The following is a 21,399-nucleotide window of genomic DNA, read 5'->3' as shown; positions in this document are numbered from 1 at the left end:
TATGCGGATACAACGGCTTCTTCTCCTGTCTCCAGAGGTCAGGAGATTGTTGCCGGAAGCTTGGCTGGAGCTGGGATGGGCGAGGCTACGCCAGCGTCGTTCTTTTGGGGACTACTCAAGGATTTGGGGCATATGTATGGAAGAAACTCCATGGCAGTGTGATGTCGGGCAGGAGAAGTCCATTCAGCAGATTTCACACGCTGTGGAGCTGGCAAGCCGTTATACTCCTTGGCGCAGTAGTTGTCTTGTACAAGCCGCTGCGGCAATGACATTGCTGGGACGTAGAAAACTGGACTGCACGCTGTATCTGGGCACAGCCAAAAATGCCGCTGGCCGCTTGGCCGCACATGCATGGGTACGTAGCGGACCGATTTATGTTACGGGGAAACGGGAGATGGAAGCCTTTACGGTGGTGGGGATATTCGGGAGACGTGCAGTTAAGGATACAAATACAAAAAAATAGCATATAAAGGTAGTTCTTTACTTTAACGCGATGAGACAAAAGAAGTCCAAAGAATCGAAGGAGAAGAATGCATGCCCACCAAGTCTGTTTTGGAACTTGCGAATTGGAATGAGGATCAGGAATTAACGTTGTTACTCTCTCTATTAGGGAAAGACTTTTCTCATTGGCAGGATAAGACTGCTGCTACCCAGCTGCGTGGGATGGATTGGGTCCGCTTTTTACGTCTGACCGAGCACCATCGAGTGGTACCTACGGTGTATCTCCAACTGAAAACATTGAATCATCCGTTCATTCCCGCAGAATTGTTGCGAAACCTTCAGGCGCAATATCATCGAAACACGCTTCGCATGCTCCATCTTCAAGCAGAAGCCGGGCGTCTGACCAGGCTGCTCATAACTCATGGAATCCGTGTGCTTATGCTGAAGGGTCCTGCTCTGGCACAGCAATTGTACGGGGATGTTTCTCTGCGTACCTCCAAGGACATCGATTTACTCATTGCCCCTGACGATATGGATGAGGCTGAGCATTGGATGAAGGAAGCCGGATATGCGCCCAAGAGCGGAGAAGTGCGTGTCCTTGGCAGTTGGAAATGGAAGGACCATCATGCATCCTACCTCCATCCGCAAAAACGGGTAGAGATAGAGTTGCATTGGCGTCTTCACCCGGATGGGGGTGGGGAACCCTCTTTTGACGAGCTGTGGAGCTGTCGGCAAATGGGTAAAGCTACAGGAGCCAGTCGGATGGTACCGTTGGCACCTGCCGACAACAGGACTGCGATGACGTCCTGTATGTATACGCTTGGCAGCGAGCATCAATTTCTGTACTTGAGTGCGCATGGTGCGCGTCACGGCTGGTTCAGGCTGCGCTGGCTGGTTGACATCGACAGGCTTGCGGTATGTGCTGTCGATTGGGAGGCGCTACTGCCGATGATGCGCCGCTACGGGGGCCTGCCTGCTGGCGGGCAGGCCTGGGCGCTCGCCGCTGCGTTGTTGGGTACGCCGATACCAGAGCCGATGCGTCAGGTATCGGCTACCCGGCAGGCGCACAGGCTCGCGCTGAGCGCGCTGGCCTTCATACAGGCCAGCGTTCCCGCACCATACCCGATTGCCCACGGGTCGGGTACAGGTAGGCTTGCTCCATCAGAGCTGTTGCACAGCAGAGCTTTGGCGGAGCAAGCGGAGGCCGCCCCTCCGGATGGCGGTCCTTCATTGTGCGGTAGCTCTGGCGAAGCAGCCATGCGTACCACCCGTGGCGTTACTAGCATCACGGAAGATGCCAATAACGACGATCATAGCCCGATGAGCACCGCTAGCAGTTGTGCCCCCATTACTCCAGCTGTCGCCTCCAGCCAAGTCATGACCAGAAATAAGGCGGCTGCCCATCAGCCGGTCAGCCGCACTTACTTGCTTTCCTTAAAAGAGCCAAGACACAGACTAAGGTACCTCATCAGCCGTTTGTTTCCTTCTACGGGGGATTCGGCCGTTTTTCCACTGCCTCGCCAGCTGCATTTTTTGTATATCCCTTTACGTCCATTTCTTTGGCTGAAGCGGCGATTTTCAAAGCACTGACTCGATAAGGAGTGTGCATTATGGTTCACCTGCGATTATATATGACAAAGCTGTATAGCGTGAACGGAGGTGCGTTATTTCTCAATATTGGATGTATGATCATTGTTAGCCTACTGGAGGGTTTTGGCATTTATATGCTTGTTCCTATGCTGGCGGCCATCGGCGTATTTGTCGGTCATTCAGGGATGCCATTTCTGTCTGATGGATTGGATCATTTTTTGCCGTTCGTTCCTAAAAGCTGGCTGTTGCCGGGGATGTTGATGGTTTTTGTAGTGCTGCTCACAGGGCAGGCTTTGCTTCAGCGTTACCAGTCCATCCTGAATTCGCGGATTCAGCAGCGTTTTATGCGTTCTCTTCGAATAGACGTGTACACTTCCTTTATGAAGGCGCAGTGGGCCTTTTATTTGCGTCAGCGTAAATCTGATTTTAGCCATGTGATGACGACCGAGCTGGCGCGTGTCAGTCAGGGAACGAATTTGCTTCTTCAACTGACTACAGCCGTCATGTTTACGCTGATCCAGATTGCGCTGGCTTTTTGGTTATCCCCCTCTTTAACCGGACTGGTATTTCTGAGTGGATTGGGGCTGTTTGTCGTGTTCCGCCGCTCCATTCGAAATGCCAAACAATTAGGTGATCGTACGACTGAGCTGTCGCAGGTTTATTTTGCTGGAATTACGGATCACATGAACGGCATGAAAGATATTAAAAGCAATCTGTTGGAAGCGGCGAATATCCATTGGTTTCGCTCCCTGACACAACGAATGGAGGATAATACGACCCAATTTGTCCGGCAAAATGCGTCCACACAGTTTTTTCATCGTACAGCGGCAGCTGTTTTTGTCGCTTGTGTCATATTTATATCGTTGCAGTGGTTGCATGTTACATCTGAAAAACTGATTGTGTTGATTCTTATATTTTCCCGCTTATGGCCCCGATTTGCTCTTATTCAAGCGAGTCTGGAATACATCATGTCTATGATCTCCGCTTTTGAAAGTGTCACCAAGGTGCAACAGGAGTGCGAAGCTTTCTCCGATCCATCGGTATTCAATCTATCATCTGCAGCTGTACGGCAACCCCTGTCCCTTCGTCATGGGATCGAATGCAGCCATCTGGATTATCGCTACGATGGTGCAGCAGAGCCTGCGCTGCGTCGTATCAATTTGTTCATACCCGCCCGGGGAATGACAGCCATTGTAGGGAAATCGGGGGCAGGTAAAAGTACAATGGTCGATGTCCTGATGGGTTTTTTACGTCCAACTGGGGGGCAGATTACAATAGACGGGCTTGTTCTGGACGACGAATTGCTGCCCCAGTGGCGGCAGTCGTTTGGCTACGTGTCACAAGACCCATTTTTATTTCATGCGACTGTCCGCGAAAATTTGATGCTGGCAGATAAGGATGCTAGTGAGCAGCAACTATGGGAGGCGTTACATTTTGCAGCCGCAGACAGCTTTGTATCCAGACTGCCCGAAGGACTGGACACGGTCATTGGAGATCGCGGAATTCGTCTGTCTGGAGGAGAACGTCAACGGCTAGTATTAGCACGGGCTGTCTTGCATCATCCTCCGGTACTTATACTAGATGAAGCGACAAGTGCGCTGGATGGTGAGCATGAAGCCGCAATTCAGGCAGCACTGGAACGGATGAAAGGTCAAATGACGTTGATCGTCATCGCTCACCGCCTGTCAACCATCAGACATGCGGATCAAATTGTCGTACTGGATCAAGGCGAGGTCATACAGCAGGGGAACTACCGCCAACTGGAACAAGAGGAGCGGGGGGCGTTCAGTCAGCTACTATCGTATCAAAGCAGTCTCACCGCCACCCCTTAGCCAGACTTTTCTGTAACTCAGCTTAAGTTTCTTTACGTTTGGCAGTGCTTCTTTTCTTTTTGACTGGAGTCGGAGAGATGTTCTCGCCTGCAACAGCCTGCTGTGCTGTTGGGGCTGCTGGTTTACGCGCAGGGCGTTTTTTCGCAGCAGGGCCGGGATCGGTAACGACAGGTTGCACTGCTTCGATGCTGGCCTGAAGGGCGGCCATTAAATCTACTACGTTGGTCTGAGGCTGTGCTGGGGCGATTCGCACCTCTTCACCAGCCACTTTATGCTGAATGAGATCCAGCAGACGCTCGCGGTACTGATCCGTATACTTCGCTGCATCAAAAGGTGTAGATAGCTGCTCGATCAGCATTTTTGCCATGGTCAGCTCCTTCTCTTTAACCTCCTCCTGCCCCGGTAAGTTAGGAACTTGAGCAATGGGGCGAATTTCATCGGGGTAAAACATCGTCTCCACCGCTAAACATTCATCCAACACCCGAATAGCCGCCAGGCTGCTTTTAGAGCGGATGGAGATTTGGGCAATCCCGATTTTCCCGGTATCCTTCATAGCATTCATGAGCAACTTATACGCATTGGAGCCAGCTTGATCCGGGGACAGATAATATGTTTTCTGAAAGTAAATCGGATCAATTTCCTGCAAATCCACAAAATCCAAAATGACAATATTTTTATCCGCTTGTCCGCTAACTTGCTCCAGTTCCTCCTTGTCGAACATGACAAATTTTCCTTTTTCATATTCGTAGCCTTTTCCAATTTCCTCCCACTCAACCTCCTTGTCACAAACTGGACACTTTCGTACATAGCTAAGTGGGCTTCCACACTCCTTGTGAATATAACGCATGGAAATGTCCTTATCCTCCGTAGCTGAAAACATTTTAACGGGCACATGAACCAGCCCGAAGCTGATCGCGCCTTTCCAGACCGTATGCATACCGCCAGTCCCCCTTTTCTTAAATCCGCATTTTGCATCCTTCGTTTCCGGTCAACCCGTGATATGAGCAATATGATTTTTCACTTAGTATGCTTCGTACAAGTGATTGTATGAGGTGCAAATGAAGGCTACGAATTACTTCTGCTTGCGCATGGTTACAGCAATTTTGGTGCATAGTAAGGCATATCCGATTCAAAAGGAGGTACACAATTTATGTCCGGAAAATCCTTTCCTCGGCAAATCAGGCATCGTGTGGGTCAAAACCATGTCGCCTTTCGGGGACCCGCGGGAGGCGAACAGGATGCATTGCCGCCAGAGTTTGCCCTTTCCCATGGAATCCAACCGCCTTTTCCCATAGCTGTGGCTCATGTGGATTTGGAGGCTGTAGTTTCAACTTCGCCTTCTCATAGTATCCCTTCATTAGACGTTGAACGGATTATAAATGAAGACTAGGTGAACTATATTTCTGAATGAATGCAGACAACAACAATCAGGAGGGGAAGAATAGCATGAACGTGGAACGAGCAAAAGCGATTTACGATTCGCCCGATACCATTGCCGTACAAATGGATGGAAAACCGATCTGGATTGAGCATGTAGACGAAGCGAACGGTATGGCCACTGTACAGATAGGCAGCAGACCCACCAATACCCAAACCGTCCGTGTGGATCGTCTGGAAGAACAATAGAAGAGGGGCACCAAAACAGATTTTTTTCCATAGTATGGGGTATAGCTTTAGAAAGATCTTGGACAGCTATAGGCTTTCATCGTAGAATGCTGCTTGAATGGTCCCGCTCCAATCCTAAAAGGCTCGCAATTGCTCAATGAGCAATTAGCGAACCTTATTTGTAATAATAAATGCAGTCGAGGGGCATGTTAAACGCCAGACAAGTTAATTTGAAGGTGAAACTGGTTTCTTTCTATGATGACCTTTATACTGCTATGGCCCTCAAATGTGGTGAAACCATCAGTTTAGCCTCTGTTGCTAATTGAACATCTTCCACCGACAAACCCGGAGCAATTTCTTTTAGCATCAGCCCTTGACCCGGAATAACATCGATGACAGCCTTTTCGGTTACTATGGTCTTTACAACATTTACAGCGGTCAGGGGCAGTTTACATTGTTCCAGTATTTTCGGAGCTCCATTTTTGTTCACATGCTCCATGGCTACAATCACTCTCTTGGCTCCGACCACCAAATCCATGGCTCCCCCCATGCCTGGCACCTTTTTCCCTGGGATCATCCAGCTTGCAAGGTTGCCTTTCTCATCGACCTCCAGGGCGCCCAGCACGGTGATATCCACATGCCCTCCGCGGATGATGGAAAATGAAAGTGCACTGTCAAAAAAGCATGCTCCTTCCATAGTTGTAACGTAGTTTCCGCCTGAATCGATACAATCGAGCCTTTCTTTTCCCTGAGCCGCTTTGGGGCCTACACCGAGGATTCCGTTCTCCGCCTGCAGCATAATATGAATGTCCTCGGGGATATAGTCCACTACCATTGTAGGCAATCCGACACCAAGGTTGACAACTTCACCATTTTTGAATTCCTGGGCTATTCTTCGAGCAATAAATTCTCTGTTATTCATGCGTTTTCACCCACCTTTACAATTGCGTCGACAAATATTCCGGGAACGTTGACATGATTGGGGTCAATTTCACCCGTCTTTACGTATTCGTCTACCTGAGCAACTACATACTCTGCCGCTGTAGCCATAACCATATTGAAGTTACGTGAAGAGCCGTTGATGACAAGATTCCCCGCTTCATCAGCCTTATGGGCTCTAATTAATGCCGCATCGGCTTTGAGCGGCAGTTCGAGCAAGTATTCCTTTTCATCAATTTTGATTTTCTGTTTTCCTTCCTCTACAACGGTGCCTACACCTACAGGTGTTAAAACCCCGCCCAAACCGGCTCCTCCTGCGCGTATTTTTTCAGCGAGCGTGCCTTGCGGGAAGAGTTGGACCTCAGCTTCTTTCGTCATCAGGAGTCTTCCCGTTTCCGGATTGGAGCCGATATAGGATGCAAAAATCCGCTTTACTCTGCCGCTTTTAACAAGTCTATAGATAGATAATTCCGGTGTGCCTGTGTCATTGGAAACAATCGTAAGATTGCTGGCAGGATTGGTGTCGACAAGCGCACGAACCAGGTCCTCTGGAAAGCCTCCTGCCAGAAAACCTCCGACCATCACCGTGTCTCCGTCTTTGACCTTCTTAACTGCTTCTTCAGCGGAGATTACTTTGTTATTCATGGTTCCTTCTCCTTATATATATATTTTTAGGAAAGCAAACTTTATTGGAGATAGTCGTAGAGGACTCTTCCATATGGAAGCGTTAAATCAGCAATAAAATGTTTCCCGCCAATATAAGCTTTAACCGGCAAATCTGCCACTGGAGCGTTGACATGGGGGATCAAGCTTAATCTGGCAGGCCCTGACCAGGCGCCTTTTACAGTAATGTTCTCGAGATTATACGCTACTAATTGAGCGATTTTGGGGGTACCGTCAACATCAGGAATTAGCTTTAAATTAACTTGCGTTTTTGCGATGGCTTTTGCCGTTTCCTTTTCATCAAGAATGTTATATTTGAAAGGCATAGTTCCACTGGCCACCAGGACGTTATTATAATGCAATGTACCCGTCAGCGTCTCCGTTTCCTCCACGCTCAGGCGAGGCTTTGCCCATTTTTTCGGAAATCCCCAGACTTCGCGTCCCCCCAGAATAGCAGGCGCGTTATCCAAATACATTTGGGCGACAAAATTGCAGGGTTCTCCTTGAAAAGTACACGGAATGACAATACCGCTTTCCTCATAGCATCCTAAACCGGATGAATCGGGCATCTTGATCCATTCATAGGAGACCGTATTGCTTCCATCCGGCTCAAGAGGCTCTGGGACCGCCTGTCTAATCGCAGCAGGATCGGTCTCATAGGTAATGATAAAAAATTCCCGGTTGATGAAGCGGTATGGTGGGCGCCCGTAGCTGCCGCTAGCCGCAGGCATAGATTGGAGTGAAAGTACATCTTTTTGATTCATAGCGATCTCCCTTCCTTTTAAGAGATAGTTCTAAAAGTCATCCTGAACACGCACTTTAAATGAGCGCATTTTCAACTAGCATGGCTATTCCCATTCCTGTCCCGATGCATAACGAGGCGATGCCGTAGCGTGAAGATCTTCGCACCATTTCGTGAACCAACGTAGTCAATATCCTAGCACCGCTGGCACCGACAGGATGCCCGATCGCGATTGCGCCGCCATTGACATTCACCTTCTCCGGACTGACCCCTAGCTCTTTCACTACCGCTAATGCTTGTGAGGCAAACGCTTCATTAATTTCAAAAAGATCAATGGCATCGATGGATATACCTTGCTGCTTAAGAAGTGTCGAAATGGCTTTCACTGGCCCCATTCCCATATATGCAGGGTCAACGCCAACAAGTGAATAACCCTTGATATATGCCAATGGCTTTAATGCATGTTCCTTGCATTTGTCTTCCGACACTACAAGCACGGCCGCCGCGCCATCATTGATTCCTGAAGCATTTCCGGCGGTAACCGTCCCGTTCTCCTTAAACGCAGGTTTTAATTGAGAAAGTTTTTCTTGCGTTGTATTTCCTCTTATGTGTTCGTCCTCTGTGAAAGAAATAGTTTCTTTTTTGGTTTTGATCATGACCGGAACAATTTGCTCTTCAAAAAGCTTCTTGTTTTTTGCTTCTACGGCTTTTAGCTGGCTTTGATAGGCAAATTCGTCCTGTTCAAGTCTTGAAATTCCATATTTCTCGGCAACATTTTCTGCGGTAATTCCCATATGGTAATGGTTGATCGGGCACGTAAGGCCGTCGGCCACTAGGGAGTCTACCAACTCACCGTTGCCAAGTTTGTAGCCGTTTCTTGCATTCCTTAGCAGGTAAGGGGCGTTCGACATGCTCTCCATGCCTCCGGCCAAGACGATGTTGCCTTGTTCAGCCAATATTGAATTGTAAGCTAAAGCAACGGCATGAAGTCCTGAACCGCAAACCGTGTTTATCGTTGTTTCGGGTACATCAATAGGGATACCGGCTTTTAATGCCGCCTGTCTGGCAGGATTTTGTCCATTGCCCGCCTGAAGAACATTTCCCAAATAAATCTGATCAATCAAAGAAGGCTCTAATTTACTTTGCTGAAGGCATGCTGTCATCACAGTTGCCCCCAGTTCGGAAGCGCATAGAGGCGCAAGGGTTTTGTTAAAAGAGCCTACCGCTGTTCTCAACGGGCTTACTAAAGCTACTTTTTTCATTAAAAACTCACATTCCTTTCGCTGTGTTCAAAACACAATACATCCATGATTGCACTTCAATTCGTAATTTCCGCTCTTAACCTACGAGAAGCAGCGACTGCAAGATACATTTGCATGCGGGCATATCATGGTGCCTAAGACAGTGAGTGTGACGGTTCGATCGCCTTCTCTCATTGGAAATTAAAACCATTTTCATCATAGTTCTAATGCAGATTTTGCTCAATGTCCAAATATTTACACATATCTATGTACAGATGTTTATAGGGCCATATACTCCACAATAATTAGGCCATTCTAACGTTTTCTGTTAATTTCTTAATTTTTCTGAAAATCATGATCATTAATTGAATTTTATGTTAAAAATGAAAGTTGCAATCCATACGTGAGAAAGTTTTCCTCGCAATATCATCTAACTCATCGCTGGGTAATAAAAAAAGCCTCCAGAATTTTCTGAAGACGGCTTTGCCTTTCAATATTCATGATCTTCGTTATATTGTGCTAGCTCGCTTCTTGTTAACAGTGTCACCCGAAAGTGCGCTTTTTTCGCATGAACAAAAAAAGAAGCCGACTTGCTTGAAAGCAATCGGCTTGGAACATTAAACTTCAACAACTCACGAAAAATGTACATCTTCCGTCGCAAGTAAACGCACAAAACGATTGCCAAGCATACCATTATGATGAGCTACGATTTGTTCACCGCTTAGCACCTTGCTATCAAATGTACTATGCGCATCCAATACGAGTACGTTGTTCTGGTATCCCAGACTATAGGCGCTTCGGCAAGTCGTGTCGAGGCAAAACTCGGTCTGCATCCCCGCGATTACGAGTTGATCGGCCCCCAGTTCCTTCAGTACATGGCCCAATTCGGTTTGGTAGAAGCTGTCCCAGGATGATTTACGGACAATTCGTTCATGAGGAAGAGGACGCACTACGTCGGCGATGGCCCAGCCTACACTGTTTTCTCGGAAATCCTCATCCGCTTCATCGGTATGCTGTACAAAAATCACCGGTGTACCTGTAGCTCTGGCTTTGTCCAAAAGCTGCTGCAAATGCGCTACAACTTCCTGCTCACGATATAGCTTCTCATCATACATGAACATAGCCTGCTGAACATCAATCATGAGTAAAACGGTTTGCCCCATCGTTTCAATCCCTCCCTGTGTGTATCACTAACTTACAATAGCATGTCTTCATGCCTTGCGGCGACATAAGGTGAACTATATAATAAAGAACAAGTTGGAACGGTCCGATTCGGACGAAAGGTGATTAAAATATATGACAATTTCGCAGGAGCAGTTTACGTTCCGTTCTGTCTCAGAGGCACAGACCGGGTCATTGGCTGGTTTTTTGGCAGCCAAAGCGGTTCCCGGAACGGTGATTGTGCTGGATGGAGATCTGGGAGCGGGCAAAACTGCTTTTTCCAAAGCTTTTGCCGGCCATTTAGGTGTGCCTGGTATCGTTAATAGTCCAACCTTTACCCTCATTAAGGAGTACGAGGGCCGATTGCCTTTGTATCATATGGATGTGTACCGGATTTCCCAGGACGAGGCGGAGGATCTCGGGCTGGACGAATATTTTTACGGGACAGGAGTATGTCTGGTGGAATGGGGTAGTATTATACCGGATATATTGCCGGAGCAGCGGCTTCACATGTATATAGAAACAACGGATGTGGGGGAGCGCTTGATTCACCTGACCGGGTACGGCGAGCCTTATGAACAATGGTGCCGCAGTTTGCGGGAGAATGGAGTTTGAACCATGCAAAGAGAGCATACAGATGTGAATGTAAAGCCGCGTGAGCGGTTTTTGACGTTAGATACAGCGACGACCGTGATGGCGGCCGCTCTGATGAACGGAAGAGAATTGCTGGGAGAAAGCAACGTCTATGGCGAACGTAATCACTCCGTGCATGTGATTACCGAGCTGGAACGACTGCTGAATGAAGAAGGGCTGACACGAGATGATGTAGATGGTATTGCAGTTGGTGTTGGACCGGGGTCTTATACCGGTATCCGGATTGCGGTGACTGCAGCCAAAACACTCGCTTGGGCCTGGGGTATTCCGGTGACGTCCATATCCACTTTGCATGCTTTGGCGTGGGGTGGTTGGAATCGCGGCATCGAGATGAAGGGACAAGAAGATAAAAATGAGTCTGTGAATAACGGTTCGTCCGGAGCGCAGGCAGCAGACTGGATTGTGCCTGTGCTGGATGCGCGCCGTGGTCAGGTTTACACGGGGCTGTTCGCCGTGAATACAGTTGACGACGTCGAGAGTCCGCAACGGCTAGAGCCAGATGCAATTCGCTTAATGACTGCTTGGACCGATGACCTGCTGCAACGGCTGGAGGCTTTGCCCTCTGAAGAGCGTCCTCCAGTCATTTGGCTAGTCGGTGAGACGGCGGTTCACGCCGAAACAGCCGAGCACCTGCGTGCTTGGAGCGAGCTACGTATCGTACCTTATGAGCTGGAGGGAAGATGGGTTGGCCGCCTTGGGGCGGATAAGCTGCTTCGTCAAGAACATGACGAGCTACATACGCTGGTTCCTAATTATACCCAGCTGGCTGAGGCGGAAGCCAATCTGCTTCGTCAGCGCTGAAGAGAGCGGTGAACAACATGGCAAAGAACATACAGCGGGAAGAGAAACTTGAGTTTCGCTTGATGCAACTGGATGATATTCCCGATGTGCTGGAGATTGAGCATGAAGCGTTCACGCTGCCGTGGACGGAGGAAGCATTCCGCAATGAGCTGACGATGAATCATTTCGCTAAATATATGATTATGGAACTAGATGGACGAGCCATTGGTTACGCAGGCATGTGGACGATTATGGATGAGGCCCATATTACGAATATTGCGATTCGTGAGGCTTATCGCGGACGCAAGCTTGGGGACAAGCTGTTGGATGAGCTGATGCAGACGGCCTCTTATTTAGGGATGGAACGTATGACGCTGGAGGTGCGGGTAACGAACCGGATCGCTCAGGGCTTGTATGAGAAAAAAGGCTTTAAGCCCGCAGGTGTGCGCAAAGGCTATTATTCGGATAATAACGAGGATGCCGTGATCATGTGGGCGGATCTTCCCGCGCATGGGGCATCCGGTGAACAGGAAGGAAGCGTGCAGAAGCAATGACGCAAGAGGAAAAAACAGGTACAGGCTCCGCCTCCGGCGAGCCTTGCTATATACTGGCAGTGGAAACGAGTTGTGATGAGACGGCTGTTTCCGTCGTGAAAAATGGCACAGAGGTGCTCTCAAATCTGATTTCCAGTCAGATTGAAACACACAAAGCCTTTGGTGGTGTTGTGCCAGAGGTGGCTTCACGCAAACATGTGGAGAGCATCACCTACATGCTGGACGAGGCCATGCAAACATCGGGAATTACCCCTCGTGAGATTTCGGCGGTTGCCGTGACACAAGGACCAGGACTGGTTGGCGCATTGTTGGTTGGAATTGTCGCTGCCAAGAGTGCTGCCTTGGCGTTCGGCAAGCCATTAATCGGGACGCATCATATCGCGGGACATATTTATGCCAATCAGCTGGAGCATGATATCGTATATCCGTGCATTGCTCTCGTTGTGTCAGGAGGACATACAGAGCTGGTGCTGATGGAGTCCGAAGGTCATTTTCAACTCATTGGTCGTACAAGAGATGATGCGGTTGGGGAAGCCTACGACAAAGTAGCGAGAGCGATTGGGTTTCCGTATCCGGGTGGCCCGCATGTGGATCGTGTGGCTCATGAATCGGAGGAAGTGGTTACTTTGCCGCGTGCATGGCTGGAGCCGGATTCTTATGATTTTAGCTTTAGCGGTTTGAAATCTGCGGTGCTGAATGTAATTAACCAGACGAAAATGCGCGGAGAAACCGTTCATGTGGGAGCGATCGCAAGAGGCTTTCAAGAGTCGGTCGTCGAGGTGCTGGTGGAAAAGGCGATTCGTGCCATGCGTGAATACGGTGCGAAGCAGCTTCTGCTTTGTGGCGGTGTGGCTGCTAATCGTGGACTGCGTACAGCATTGCGGGAGCGCTGTGAGCGCGAAGGAATCGAGCTGCTTGTACCATCGATGAAATATTGCACAGATAATGCAGCGATGATCGGCGCTGCGGCCTACGCCAAATGGAAGCGCGGGGAATTTACCTCATTGGATATGAAGGCTGATCCAGGGCTGTCTCTGGAAGAATGGTCTGTCCAAACTTAATTGAAGAAGAATGAGCAAGACACGGCACAGTTGAGTCGTGTCTTTTTTGTCCGCTCCAAAACTATCATAAAAATATAAATTCAAGAGGATAAAATACAGGAGTTTGAGCAAATGAATGGCAGCCTCCCATTCACTCCCATTATTCGTCACAATTGTTCACGATTTTTCATGATCCATCAAAAAAATCTGGAATTTTGATGTTGCCCGAATAATGATGTGATTTGTCAAGTTGTGAACAAAGTTATCCACATATACCGCTTCGAATGTGGATAACCGTGTCCGAAGCAAGCAGGCTAAGACTTTTTGGAGATAGCAAGTTGGGGGATATGTAACACCTTTAGTTCTTGTGAAATCTGTGGATAATGTGGATAAAAGGGTGGATAAATTTGGTTTTCATTTGAAAATGGCTTTTTATCAATAAAAAAATGGCCCAAAAGGCCATTTTTTAATCTCATTCATACACATAAGCTGTGGATAATCTTGTGTACAAAAATATAGAAGAGGAAAATGTGAAATTTTTAAGGCTAAGATTTTATGCAGTAGTTTTTATTCTTCTAACAGCTCTTCCCAAGAGGTATAGGTTTCAGTCAATTCCTGTTTATGGGTGTCGAGTTGTGCCTGAATATTCTGAAGCGCTGTGTAATCCTGATAAATCTCAGGCAGGGTCATTTGTTCCTCCAGCCCTAAAATTTGTTCTTCCAGCGTTTTGATCTGGTTTTCCAATGCCTCCAGCTTGCGTTGACGGCTACGTTCCTCGCTTTTGGCTTGTTTGTCTGCCGCATAGGTGGCGGCGCGTGATTTGGATGTGGTCTCGTCTGTCACGGATGCAGAGGTAGCCGATGTTTTGCCGCGTGTGGCCTGATTTGCCTCCAGAGCTTCCTGCGCAATTTCCTCTAACTCCTGCTTTTTGGCTACATAGTCATCATAATTCCCCAGGAAATGTTCTATCCCCCCAGGATGAAGCTCGATGACACGTTCCGCCATTTTGTTCAGGAAATAACGGTCATGGGAAATGAACAACAGCGTACCGTCATAGTCCATCAAAGCCGCTTCCAGCACTTCCTTGCTAAACAGATCCAGATGGTTGGTAGGCTCATCTAGAATTAACACGTTGGCTTCGCGCAGCATGAGCTTGGCCAGAGATACACGGGCTTTTTCCCCTCCGCTTAATGCAGCTACCTTCTTAAGTACATCGTCACCGCTAAACAGGAAATTACCCAGCACTGTACGAATACGTGCTTCTTCCATATGAGGGTACTCGCTCCACAACTCCTCCAGTACGGTATTGGCGGGGTTCAGGTTCGTCTGCTCCTGGTCATACAGGCCGATTTTGATTTTCGTGCCCCAGTGGATGGAGCCAGCAGCAGGTTTAAGTGATCCGGTCAGACATTTGAGCAACGTCGATTTTCCGATCCCGTTCGGACCAATCAGTGCCACGGTATCTCCACGTTTTAAGTCGAACGATGCGTGCTGGAATAAAGGCTTTTTACCTTCATACCCCACAGAGAGGTCACGTACCTCCAGTACTTCCTTACCTGACATATGGGCTGTTTCAAAGGAAAAATGAGCCTTTTTCAAGTCTCCCATGGGCCGATCCATACGCTCCATTTTATCTAGCTGCTTGCGCCGACTTTGAGCGCGTTTGGTCGTGGAAGCCCGCACGATATTACGTTGTACGAATGCTTCTAAACGGGCAATTTCTCCTTGCTGCTTTTCGTAATGCTTCAGATTCGTTTCGTACTCGGCAGCCTTCAGCTCCATGTAGCGGCTGTAGTTGCCTGTATATCGAGTAGAACGATGGCGTTCAATTTCAATAATCGTCGTTACCAGTCGGTCCAGGAAATAACGGTCATGTGATACAACCAGCAGAGAACCGGAGTAGCCGCGCAAATAATCCTCCAACCAGGTCAGTGTTTGAATATCCAGATAGTTGGTTGGCTCATCGAGCATAAGGACATCTGGTGCGAGCAGTAGGATGCGCGCTAGCGCAAGCCGAGTTTTCTGTCCTCCGCTCAGAGTAGCTACGGGCGTCTCAGGTGCAAATGAACCAAAGCCCATACCGTGCAGCACGCTGCGAATACGGGTCTCCATTTCATAACCACCGTGATCCTTGAACCAGTCTGAACGACGTGCATAGCGTTCCAGCAGATCTGCGTAGCGTTTTTCGTTTTGAGCATTGGCCAGGTCAGCGATGTCCTGTTCCATTTGCCGCAGTTCCCGTTCCGCTTCAATCAGGGGAGTGAACACCAGCATCATTTCCCCCCAGATAGAACGGTCAGAATTCAAGCCGCTGTTTTGCGCCAGATAACCGATGCTGGTCTCCTTCGCCTTGAAAATTTGTCCACTGTCATAGGATATTTCACCAGCAATGATTTTGAGCAGGGTCGATTTGCCTGCACCGTTCACACCTACGAGTCCAATACGTTCACGTTCCAATATTTGAAGGTTAATCCCGTCCAGAACGGGCTCAATTCCATAAGATTTAGTAATTCCGGTTACTTGCAATAGCATAGCGTATCGTTCCTCCATTACATTTTGCACAGTTCTACCTGCTTTCTTCACAGGTACCTTCCTTCCAGTTTACATGAAATTACCCACTATTGCACTGATTTCACCCTGTAAACCCTTGAGCCGCGTGTAGTCAATTTGTATAAACAATGATAAACTTAAACGAGAAGTGAAAAAGAATGAAAAAAACTTGCAACGTACAGCACTTACTGACAAATGGGACAATAGTAACGTTTTAAAGATTATCGACGAGTGTGCGGGAGGGCGGATGTGATGGATGTCTGTAATGTGAAGAACGCGCTGCGTTTGCAGCAACGGGAAGCGCGTGACTCCATGGACCCGCTGACAAGGCAGAAGGCATCGGCTGTGGCCTGTCGGCATGCAATCGAGGCATGGGAGCAGCTTAGAATAGACAGAAACGGAGATAAGCTAACCTTATTTAGTTATCTCTCTTTTGGCAGCGAGATTTCGACGACTCCCCTCATTGAGCACTGCTGGTCACAGGGAGATCGTGTCCTGGCCCCAAGAGTGGACCCGGTAACTCGGACTATGGAGCTGAGGGAGATGGATCAGTACGGAGATATTGCACCCGGCATCTGGAACATCCCTGAGCCTGCTTTGACATGCAAGGAATGGTCGCCTGAAATGTGGACGGGAATTGACTGGGTTGTTGTGCCCGGCTTGGCCTTTGATCGTCGTGGGGGCAGGATCGGCTACGGCGGAGGCTATTATGACCGCTTTACCGTACAGGTAGAGGCAGAGAAGCGTAACAACAGCCATGTAGGTCCGCTTTATGTCTCGCTGCTGTTGCCGGGACAATTGCTGACACAGGTGCCCATGGAGCCAAGGGATTTGCGAGTGGACGTGCTGTTTACTCTGGATGGACGCTTAGATTGTGATTATTGACAAATGATGAATGAAGTAAAGTTGGGTATGTGAAAGGAGCTGTGAGGGAGTCGTGGATTCCTTTACTCATTTTAACGAACAGGGACGGGCTCGGATGGTAGATATTTCGGGTAAAACGTCTACGATTCGTACAGCAGTTGCCGTGACTCAGATTACGATGAATCCGGCTACATTGACGGCTGTAAAAGAAGGAAGAATCGGCAAGGGTGATGTTCTTGCTGTGGCCCAGGTCGCAGGGATTCAAGGCGCGAAAAAAACGTCAGACTGGATACCGATGTGTCATCCACTGGCCCTGACAGGCGTGAACATTACTTTTTCCGATAATGGACATGATGTGCTTCATATTGAAGTTGAAGTGAAGACCGAGGGTAAGACAGGTGTAGAAATGGAAGCTTTGACAGCGGCTTCAGCCGCAGCGTTAACCGTGTATGATATGTGCAAGGCGCTGCAAAAAGATATGATCATCGGCCCTACCATGCTGCAATCCAAAACAGGTGGCAAGCATGGGGATTTTCAAAGGGAGGACCACCGGGAACCTTGACATAGACAACATTGTCGCCGAGAGGGTACTGTGATGTGATGGAGGATGCAGCGTGGCTGTTTCTGATTTTCAGAAGAGAAAGTATTCTTTCATGATAGGAGAAGGGTGATCTTATGGTGTGGAAAACGGCGATCCTAACAGCCAGTGATAAAGGGGCAAGGGGAGAGCGTGAGGATACAAGCGCACAGGTCATCCGGGAACTCATCGAAGAAGAACTGGGCGGAGAGATTGTGGAATACCGGATCGTTCCCGATGAACCGGATGAAATTATTGCAGCTTTAATCGAAATGACCGATTATTTTCATGCAGACCTGGTACTAACTACGGGTGGAACCGAGCTGGCGATCCGTGATGTGACACCGGAGGCGACTAGGCGGGTTGTGGAACGGGAAGTGCCAGGCATGGCGGAAGCCATGAGAATGATCGTGATGCAGAAAAATCCAGCGGCTATGCTATTCCGTGGAATCGTAGGAATACGCGGACGTACACTGATCGTCAATTTGCCAGGAACGCCCAAAGGTGTGCATGAAAATTTGGCAGCGATAATGGACCAACTTCCAGAAGCGCTGCTTATGGTGACAGGCCAGTTCCGGTAGAAGGCAGCACATCGTGTGTGGTATGATACCTATAAGAATTTATAAGGCCGTATACGGACAAAGATTCTTATTTTGTCCGTCAACATAAGGAGGATTACTACACATGCCCAATATTGGAGCACCGGGTTATATTTTGTTAATTATTCTGGCGCTGCTGCTATTTGGTCCGAACAAGCTGCCTGAGTTGGGTCGAGCTGTAGGGCGTACATTCCGTGAGTTTAAAAACGGGGCACGCGATATTTTATCAGAAGATGAACGGACTGAGCGTAAAGACAGCAAAGATAGTGTGGTCAAAGCATCACAAACGACGTCTTCAGAAGTTCAACCTCAGCCTGAGGATAAACGCTTGTCATAGATTTAGTGATCGATTCTTGATCTAGTACAATAAACAAAAGCCTCTTCTTCAGTGAAGGGCTTTATTTTTTAGGAGGCGCTGCTGCGTTCCGTTCAGAAAGGAGGAGTGGACTTGACCCCACCAGAGCATGAAATGCCGCTAATGGAACATCTGGGAGAGCTTCGCCGCAGAATTATCTATGTGCTAATTGTATTTGTATTGGCACTGGCTGGTGGTCTGTTCGCGGCGGGTTCTGTCTATGACTGGCTTATTCGCTCCGGTTCGGCGCAAGCTTTTCAGTTAAACGCGTTTTCCTTTTGGGACGGGATCGGTATCTACATGAAGATCGCCATGATCATCGGGATTGCGGTGGCGCTACCGTTTGCTTGCTACCAACTGTGGAAGTTTGTCAGCCCGGGCTTAAGACCACAAGAACGAAGTGCGACTTTGCGGTATGTGCCTTATGTGCTGCTTTTGTTCATCATTGGGACAGCTTTTGCTTATTTCATTATTTTCCCGATGGCGATTCAATTTACATCGTCGGTCACCAAAAGTATGGGATTACAGGAAACGTACGGGATCGCACAATATTTCACCTTTATGTTTAATATTGTACTACCTGTAGCGCTGCTGTTTGAGCTCCCCCTGCTTATCATGTTTCTGACGGGGATTCATGTTTTAACACCAATGCGGCTTCGCAAATGGCGGAAGATTTCTTATTTTCTGCTTGTGTTCGTTGCGGTTGTCATTACCCCGCCGGACTTTATTTCCGATTTTTTGGTGGCGATTCCGTTGCTGGTGCTATATGAAGTGAGCGTGTATTTGTCTTCGGTCGTGTACCGCAGACAGCTGCGTGCACAGGAGGAACGTGAGGCCCAATTGCGTGTAGCTTCAGAATAATAAGGCGGGACCTGAATGGCTCAGTAAACAATTTATTCGGGTCCGCGCTACATGGCAATTGCAGATAATGAATGGCATTTGTATATCATGGCTATTTATAGAGCATAACAGCAGCAGCTTAGCTGCCTTAAATCTAACCATTAGCCTTGAGTTAACGGTTATTTTTCAGATAGATGGATATAATCGGGAAGGGCTGTCCATAAAAATTCCCATAAAAAATACATTAGGGACTTGAAATTCAATCCCAAGTTGAGTATCATAAAGTTGGTTGTTAGCACTGATGACTGTCGAGTGCTAATACATACAACATAACAACCAAATTACAGGATAAAACACTTAATAAGGAGGCTATTTTTTCATGATCAAACCTTTGGGTGAACGCGTATTGGTGGAAGCAATTGAGCAAGAGACAACGACTTCCTTCGGGATCGTACTTCCTGACTCTGCCAAGGAAAAGCCGCAAGAAGGCAAAATTATCGCGGTTGGCGCAGGCGCATTGAAAGACGGTGCCCGTATTCCTCTGGAAGTAAAAGAAGGCGACCGTGTCATTTTCTCTAAATACGCTGGAACGGAAATCAAATATGAAGGTAAAGAATATTTGATTATGAAAGAAAGCGATATCCACGCGATCATCGGTTAACCGGAACCCGGACAAGACCTGAATATAGGAATTGAAACAAATCATTCATAATCCATAGGGAGGTTTATCACAAATGGCTAAAGATATTAAATTCAGTGAAGACGCTCGCCGCTCCATGCTGCGCGGGGTTGATGCATTGGCTAACGCTGTTAAAGTAACACTCGGACCGAAAGGCCGTAACGTTGTACTGGAGAAAAAATTCGGTAGCCCGCTCATTACCAATGACGGTGTAACGATTGCAAAAGAAATCGAGCTGGAAGACGCGTTCGAAAACATGGGCGCTCAACTGGTTAAAGAAGTAGCAACCAAAACGAACGATGTAGCTGGTGATGGTACGACTACTGCTACTGTTTTGGCTCAAGCCCTCATCACAGAAGGCCTGAAAAACGTAACTGCTGGCGCAAGCCCAATCGGTATCCGTAAAGGGATCGACAAAGCGGTTAAAGCGGCTGTTGCTGAACTGCAAGCCATCTCCAAACCAATCGAAAGCAAACAATCCATTGCTCAAGTAGCCGGTATTTCCGCTGCTGATGACGAAGTAGGCGAACTGATCGCTGAAGCTATGGAAAAAGTGGGCAAAGACGGTGTAATCACTGTTGAAGAATCCCGCGGTTTTGCAACAGAGCTGGAAGTGGTTGAAGGTATGCAATTTGACCGTGGCTACATTTCCCCGTACATGATTACAGATACGGACAAAATGGAAGCTGTACTGGACAATCCGTATATCCTGATCACAGACAAAAAAATCACAAACACACAAGAAATCCTGCCATTGCTTGAAAAAATCGTACAACAAGGCAAGCCACTCGTTCTGATCGCTGAAGACATCGAAGGCGAAGCACTGGCTATGCTCGTTGTTAACAAACTGCGTGGTACATTCAACGCTGTAGCTGTTAAAGCTCCAGGCTTTGGTGACCGTCGTAAAGCAATGCTGCAAGATATCGCTGCCCTGACAGGCGGTCAAGTGATTACAGAAGAACTGGGTCTGGACCTGAAAACAGCTTCCGTAGACCAACTGGGTACAGCACGTCAAGTGCGTATCACTAAAGAAAATACGATTGTGGTTGACGGTGCTGGAAACAAAGCCGACATCGACGCTCGTGTTAGCCAAATCCGTACGCAACTGGAAGAAACCACTTCCGAGTTCGACAAAGAGAAACTGCAAGAGCGTCTGGCTAAACTGTCCGGCGGCGTAGCAGTCATCAAAGTCGGTGCGGCAACTGAAACAGAATTGAAAGAACGCAAACTGCGCATCGAAGATGCCCTGAACGCAACCCGTGCTGCGGTTGAAGAAGGTATCGTATCCGGTGGTGGTGTAGCGCTCCTGAACGTATACAAAGCAGTTGCAGCTGTTGAACTGCAAGGCGACGAGCAAACAGGCGTGAACATCGTGCTGCGCGCTCTGGAAGCTCCAATCCGCACCATCGCTGCTAACGCAGGTGAAGAAGGCTCTGTAATTGTTGAGCGTCTGAAACGCGAAGAAGTTGGCGTAGGATTTAACGCAGCTACTGGCGACTGGGTAAACATGATCGAAGCTGGTATCGTGGACCCTGCGAAAGTAACTCGTTATGCTTTGCAAAACGCTGCTTCCGTAGCAGCAATGTTCCTGACTACCGAAGCGGTTATCGCTGACAAGCCAGAACCAGAAAAGGCTGCAATGCCTGACATGGGCGGCATGGGCGGCATGGGTGGAATGATGTAACAAAGGGTA

At 48.2% G+C, this 21,399-nt stretch carries 23 protein-coding genes; 16 read left to right on the top strand and 7 right to left on the bottom strand.

The features are described from left to right. Position 1 precedes the first annotated feature (1 nt). The 3 genes from G9G54_RS05060 to G9G54_RS05050 all read left to right on the top strand — a co-directional run bounded on the left by G9G54_RS05060 (position 2) and on the right by G9G54_RS05050 (position 3,863). On the top strand, positions 2-463 hold the full coding sequence (locus G9G54_RS05060) for a lasso peptide biosynthesis B2 protein (protein ID WP_165176421.1): 462 nt from the start codon (positions 2-4) through the stop codon (positions 461-463). A 71-nt stretch (positions 464-534) separates the two neighbouring features. Next, complete coding sequence (locus G9G54_RS05055; protein WP_165176419.1) at positions 535-2,031, top strand: nucleotidyltransferase domain-containing protein; 1,497 nt, start codon at positions 535-537, stop codon at positions 2,029-2,031. A gap of 20 nt (positions 2,032-2,051) precedes the next feature. Continuing rightward, on the top strand, positions 2,052-3,863 hold the full coding sequence (locus G9G54_RS05050) for an ABC transporter ATP-binding protein (RefSeq protein ID WP_165176417.1): 1,812 nt from the start codon (positions 2,052-2,054) through the stop codon (positions 3,861-3,863). A gap of 22 nt (positions 3,864-3,885) precedes the next feature. Here the strand turns inward: G9G54_RS05050 and ku are convergent, their stop codons facing one another. Further along, positions 3,886-4,800, bottom strand: coding sequence for a non-homologous end joining protein Ku (gene ku, locus G9G54_RS05045; protein WP_165176415.1), 915 nt, complete (start codon positions 4,798-4,800; stop codon positions 3,886-3,888). A 213-nt stretch (positions 4,801-5,013) separates the two neighbouring features. On the opposite strand from ku, the gene G9G54_RS05040 reads away from it, so the two are divergent. Together G9G54_RS05040 and G9G54_RS05035 are read left to right on the top strand one after the other, a co-directional pair. Then, complete coding sequence (locus tag G9G54_RS05040) at positions 5,014-5,253, top strand: hypothetical protein (protein WP_165176413.1); 240 nt, start codon at positions 5,014-5,016, stop codon at positions 5,251-5,253. A 56-nt stretch (positions 5,254-5,309) separates the two neighbouring features. Beyond that, the gene (locus G9G54_RS05035; RefSeq protein WP_069291346.1) at positions 5,310-5,489 is read left to right on the top strand and encodes an H-type small acid-soluble spore protein; all 180 of its coding nucleotides are present in this window, start codon (positions 5,310-5,312) and stop codon (positions 5,487-5,489) included. 244 nt (positions 5,490-5,733) lie between these two features. Here the strand turns inward: G9G54_RS05035 and G9G54_RS05030 are convergent, their stop codons facing one another. The 5 genes from G9G54_RS05030 to G9G54_RS05010 all read right to left on the bottom strand — a co-directional run bounded on the left by G9G54_RS05030 (position 5,734) and on the right by G9G54_RS05010 (position 10,216). After that, the gene (locus tag G9G54_RS05030; protein WP_165176411.1) at positions 5,734-6,390 is read right to left on the bottom strand and encodes a 3-oxoacid CoA-transferase subunit B; all 657 of its coding nucleotides are present in this window, start codon (positions 6,388-6,390) and stop codon (positions 5,734-5,736) included. Then, positions 6,387-7,052, bottom strand: a complete 666-nt coding sequence (locus G9G54_RS05025; protein WP_165176409.1) for a CoA transferase subunit A — start codon at positions 7,050-7,052, stop codon at positions 6,387-6,389. Before G9G54_RS05025 ends, G9G54_RS05030 begins: the two co-directional genes overlap by 4 nt. Positions 7,053-7,093: 41 nt before the next feature. After that, entirely contained in the window at positions 7,094-7,834 is a 741-nt protein-coding gene (locus G9G54_RS05020; protein WP_165176407.1) for an acetoacetate decarboxylase, read from the bottom strand. 55 nt (positions 7,835-7,889) lie between these two features. Then, positions 7,890-9,074 carry an acetyl-CoA C-acetyltransferase gene (locus G9G54_RS05015; protein WP_165176405.1) on the bottom strand — a complete coding sequence of 395 codons (1,185 nt, stop codon included), beginning with the start codon at positions 9,072-9,074 and terminating at the stop codon, positions 7,890-7,892. Positions 9,075-9,685: 611 nt separating this feature from the next. After that, complete coding sequence (locus tag G9G54_RS05010; protein WP_061829613.1) at positions 9,686-10,216, bottom strand: cysteine hydrolase family protein; 531 nt, start codon at positions 10,214-10,216, stop codon at positions 9,686-9,688. A gap of 133 nt (positions 10,217-10,349) precedes the next feature. Between G9G54_RS05010 and tsaE the strand changes: the two genes are divergently transcribed. The 4 genes from tsaE to tsaD are packed head-to-tail and all read left to right on the top strand — an operon-like array spanning position 10,350 to position 13,263. Then, positions 10,350-10,829 carry a tRNA (adenosine(37)-N6)-threonylcarbamoyltransferase complex ATPase subunit type 1 TsaE gene (gene tsaE / locus G9G54_RS05005; protein ID WP_023987468.1) on the top strand — a complete coding sequence of 160 codons (480 nt, stop codon included), beginning with the start codon at positions 10,350-10,352 and terminating at the stop codon, positions 10,827-10,829. Between the two features lie 3 nt (positions 10,830-10,832). Further along, complete coding sequence (tsaB, locus tag G9G54_RS05000) at positions 10,833-11,669, top strand: tRNA (adenosine(37)-N6)-threonylcarbamoyltransferase complex dimerization subunit type 1 TsaB (protein WP_165176403.1); 837 nt, start codon at positions 10,833-10,835, stop codon at positions 11,667-11,669. A 17-nt stretch (positions 11,670-11,686) separates the two neighbouring features. Continuing rightward, positions 11,687-12,202 carry a ribosomal protein S18-alanine N-acetyltransferase gene (gene rimI / locus G9G54_RS04995; RefSeq protein ID WP_039269584.1) on the top strand — a complete coding sequence of 172 codons (516 nt, stop codon included), beginning with the start codon at positions 11,687-11,689 and terminating at the stop codon, positions 12,200-12,202. After that, positions 12,199-13,263 carry a tRNA (adenosine(37)-N6)-threonylcarbamoyltransferase complex transferase subunit TsaD gene (gene tsaD / locus G9G54_RS04990; protein ID WP_165176401.1) on the top strand — a complete coding sequence of 355 codons (1,065 nt, stop codon included), beginning with the start codon at positions 12,199-12,201 and terminating at the stop codon, positions 13,261-13,263. Before rimI ends, tsaD begins: the two co-directional genes overlap by 4 nt. Positions 13,264-13,809: 546 nt before the next feature. Here tsaD and G9G54_RS04985 read toward each other — a convergent pair. Beyond that, on the bottom strand, positions 13,810-15,774 hold the full coding sequence (locus G9G54_RS04985; protein ID WP_039270134.1) for an ABC-F family ATP-binding cassette domain-containing protein: 1,965 nt from the start codon (positions 15,772-15,774) through the stop codon (positions 13,810-13,812). A 270-nt stretch (positions 15,775-16,044) separates the two neighbouring features. On the opposite strand from G9G54_RS04985, the gene G9G54_RS04980 reads away from it, so the two are divergent. From G9G54_RS04980 to groL, 7 genes are all read left to right on the top strand, one after another. Further along, positions 16,045-16,677, top strand: a complete 633-nt coding sequence (locus G9G54_RS04980; RefSeq protein WP_165176747.1) for a 5-formyltetrahydrofolate cyclo-ligase — start codon at positions 16,045-16,047, stop codon at positions 16,675-16,677. A gap of 52 nt (positions 16,678-16,729) precedes the next feature. Further along, complete coding sequence (gene moaC / locus G9G54_RS04975; RefSeq protein WP_013309211.1) at positions 16,730-17,218, top strand: cyclic pyranopterin monophosphate synthase MoaC; 489 nt, start codon at positions 16,730-16,732, stop codon at positions 17,216-17,218. Positions 17,219-17,331: 113 nt separating this feature from the next. Further along, entirely contained in the window at positions 17,332-17,814 is a 483-nt protein-coding gene (locus G9G54_RS04970; protein ID WP_013309212.1) for a MogA/MoaB family molybdenum cofactor biosynthesis protein, read from the top strand. Between the two features lie 103 nt (positions 17,815-17,917). Further along, on the top strand, positions 17,918-18,169 hold the full coding sequence (locus tag G9G54_RS04965) for a twin-arginine translocase TatA/TatE family subunit (protein ID WP_013309213.1): 252 nt from the start codon (positions 17,918-17,920) through the stop codon (positions 18,167-18,169). A 111-nt stretch (positions 18,170-18,280) separates the two neighbouring features. After that, the gene (tatC, locus tag G9G54_RS04960; RefSeq protein ID WP_165176399.1) at positions 18,281-19,048 is read left to right on the top strand and encodes a twin-arginine translocase subunit TatC; all 768 of its coding nucleotides are present in this window, start codon (positions 18,281-18,283) and stop codon (positions 19,046-19,048) included. A 358-nt stretch (positions 19,049-19,406) separates the two neighbouring features. Next, positions 19,407-19,688: a co-chaperone GroES gene (gene groES, locus G9G54_RS04955; protein ID WP_007429271.1), complete on the top strand. Its 282-nt coding sequence runs from the start codon at positions 19,407-19,409 to the stop codon at positions 19,686-19,688. Positions 19,689-19,761: 73 nt separating this feature from the next. Beyond that, positions 19,762-21,390, top strand: coding sequence for a chaperonin GroEL (groL, locus tag G9G54_RS04950; protein ID WP_013369880.1), 1,629 nt, complete (start codon positions 19,762-19,764; stop codon positions 21,388-21,390). Positions 21,391-21,399: the final 9 nt, after the last annotated feature.

It is taken from the genome of Paenibacillus sp. EKM212P (genome assembly GCF_011066115.1).
Taxonomy (GTDB): domain Bacteria; phylum Bacillota; class Bacilli; order Paenibacillales; family Paenibacillaceae; genus Paenibacillus; species Paenibacillus polymyxa_B.
Note: the sequence above shows the minus strand (reverse complement) of the source record. Positions and strands in the feature narration are given on the sequence as shown.

Bases quoted from the DNA above. Each gene is read 5' to 3' on its own strand.
- G9G54_RS05060 (WP_165176421.1), top strand. From the start codon at position 2: ATGCGGATACAACGGCTTCTTCTCCTGTCTCCAGAGGTCAGGAGATTG.
- G9G54_RS05055 (WP_165176419.1), top strand. From the start codon at position 535: ATGCCCACCAAGTCTGTTTTGGAACTTGCGAATTGGAATGAGGATCAG.
- G9G54_RS05050 (WP_165176417.1), top strand. From the start codon at position 2,052: ATGGTTCACCTGCGATTATATATGACAAAGCTGTATAGCGTGAACGGA.
- ku (WP_165176415.1), bottom strand. From the start codon at position 4,800: ATGCATACGGTCTGGAAAGGCGCGATCAGCTTCGGGCTGGTTCATGTG.
- G9G54_RS05040 (WP_165176413.1), top strand. From the start codon at position 5,014: ATGTCCGGAAAATCCTTTCCTCGGCAAATCAGGCATCGTGTGGGTCAA.
- G9G54_RS05035 (WP_069291346.1), top strand. From the start codon at position 5,310: ATGAACGTGGAACGAGCAAAAGCGATTTACGATTCGCCCGATACCATT.
- G9G54_RS05030 (WP_165176411.1), bottom strand. From the start codon at position 6,390: ATGAATAACAGAGAATTTATTGCTCGAAGAATAGCCCAGGAATTCAAA.
- G9G54_RS05025 (WP_165176409.1), bottom strand. From the start codon at position 7,052: ATGAATAACAAAGTAATCTCCGCTGAAGAAGCAGTTAAGAAGGTCAAA.
- G9G54_RS05020 (WP_165176407.1), bottom strand. From the start codon at position 7,834: ATGAATCAAAAAGATGTACTTTCACTCCAATCTATGCCTGCGGCTAGC.
- G9G54_RS05015 (WP_165176405.1), bottom strand. From the start codon at position 9,074: ATGAAAAAAGTAGCTTTAGTAAGCCCGTTGAGAACAGCGGTAGGCTCT.
- G9G54_RS05010 (WP_061829613.1), bottom strand. From the start codon at position 10,216: ATGGGGCAAACCGTTTTACTCATGATTGATGTTCAGCAGGCTATGTTC.
- tsaE (WP_023987468.1), top strand. From the start codon at position 10,350: ATGACAATTTCGCAGGAGCAGTTTACGTTCCGTTCTGTCTCAGAGGCA.
- tsaB (WP_165176403.1), top strand. From the start codon at position 10,833: ATGCAAAGAGAGCATACAGATGTGAATGTAAAGCCGCGTGAGCGGTTT.
- rimI (WP_039269584.1), top strand. From the start codon at position 11,687: ATGGCAAAGAACATACAGCGGGAAGAGAAACTTGAGTTTCGCTTGATG.
- tsaD (WP_165176401.1), top strand. From the start codon at position 12,199: ATGACGCAAGAGGAAAAAACAGGTACAGGCTCCGCCTCCGGCGAGCCT.
- G9G54_RS04985 (WP_039270134.1), bottom strand. From the start codon at position 15,774: ATGCTATTGCAAGTAACCGGAATTACTAAATCTTATGGAATTGAGCCC.
- G9G54_RS04980 (WP_165176747.1), top strand. From the start codon at position 16,045: ATGGATGTCTGTAATGTGAAGAACGCGCTGCGTTTGCAGCAACGGGAA.
- G9G54_RS04970 (WP_013309212.1), top strand. From the start codon at position 17,332: ATGGTGTGGAAAACGGCGATCCTAACAGCCAGTGATAAAGGGGCAAGG.
- G9G54_RS04965 (WP_013309213.1), top strand. From the start codon at position 17,918: ATGCCCAATATTGGAGCACCGGGTTATATTTTGTTAATTATTCTGGCG.
- groES (WP_007429271.1), top strand. From the start codon at position 19,407: ATGATCAAACCTTTGGGTGAACGCGTATTGGTGGAAGCAATTGAGCAA.
- groL (WP_013369880.1), top strand. From the start codon at position 19,762: ATGGCTAAAGATATTAAATTCAGTGAAGACGCTCGCCGCTCCATGCTG.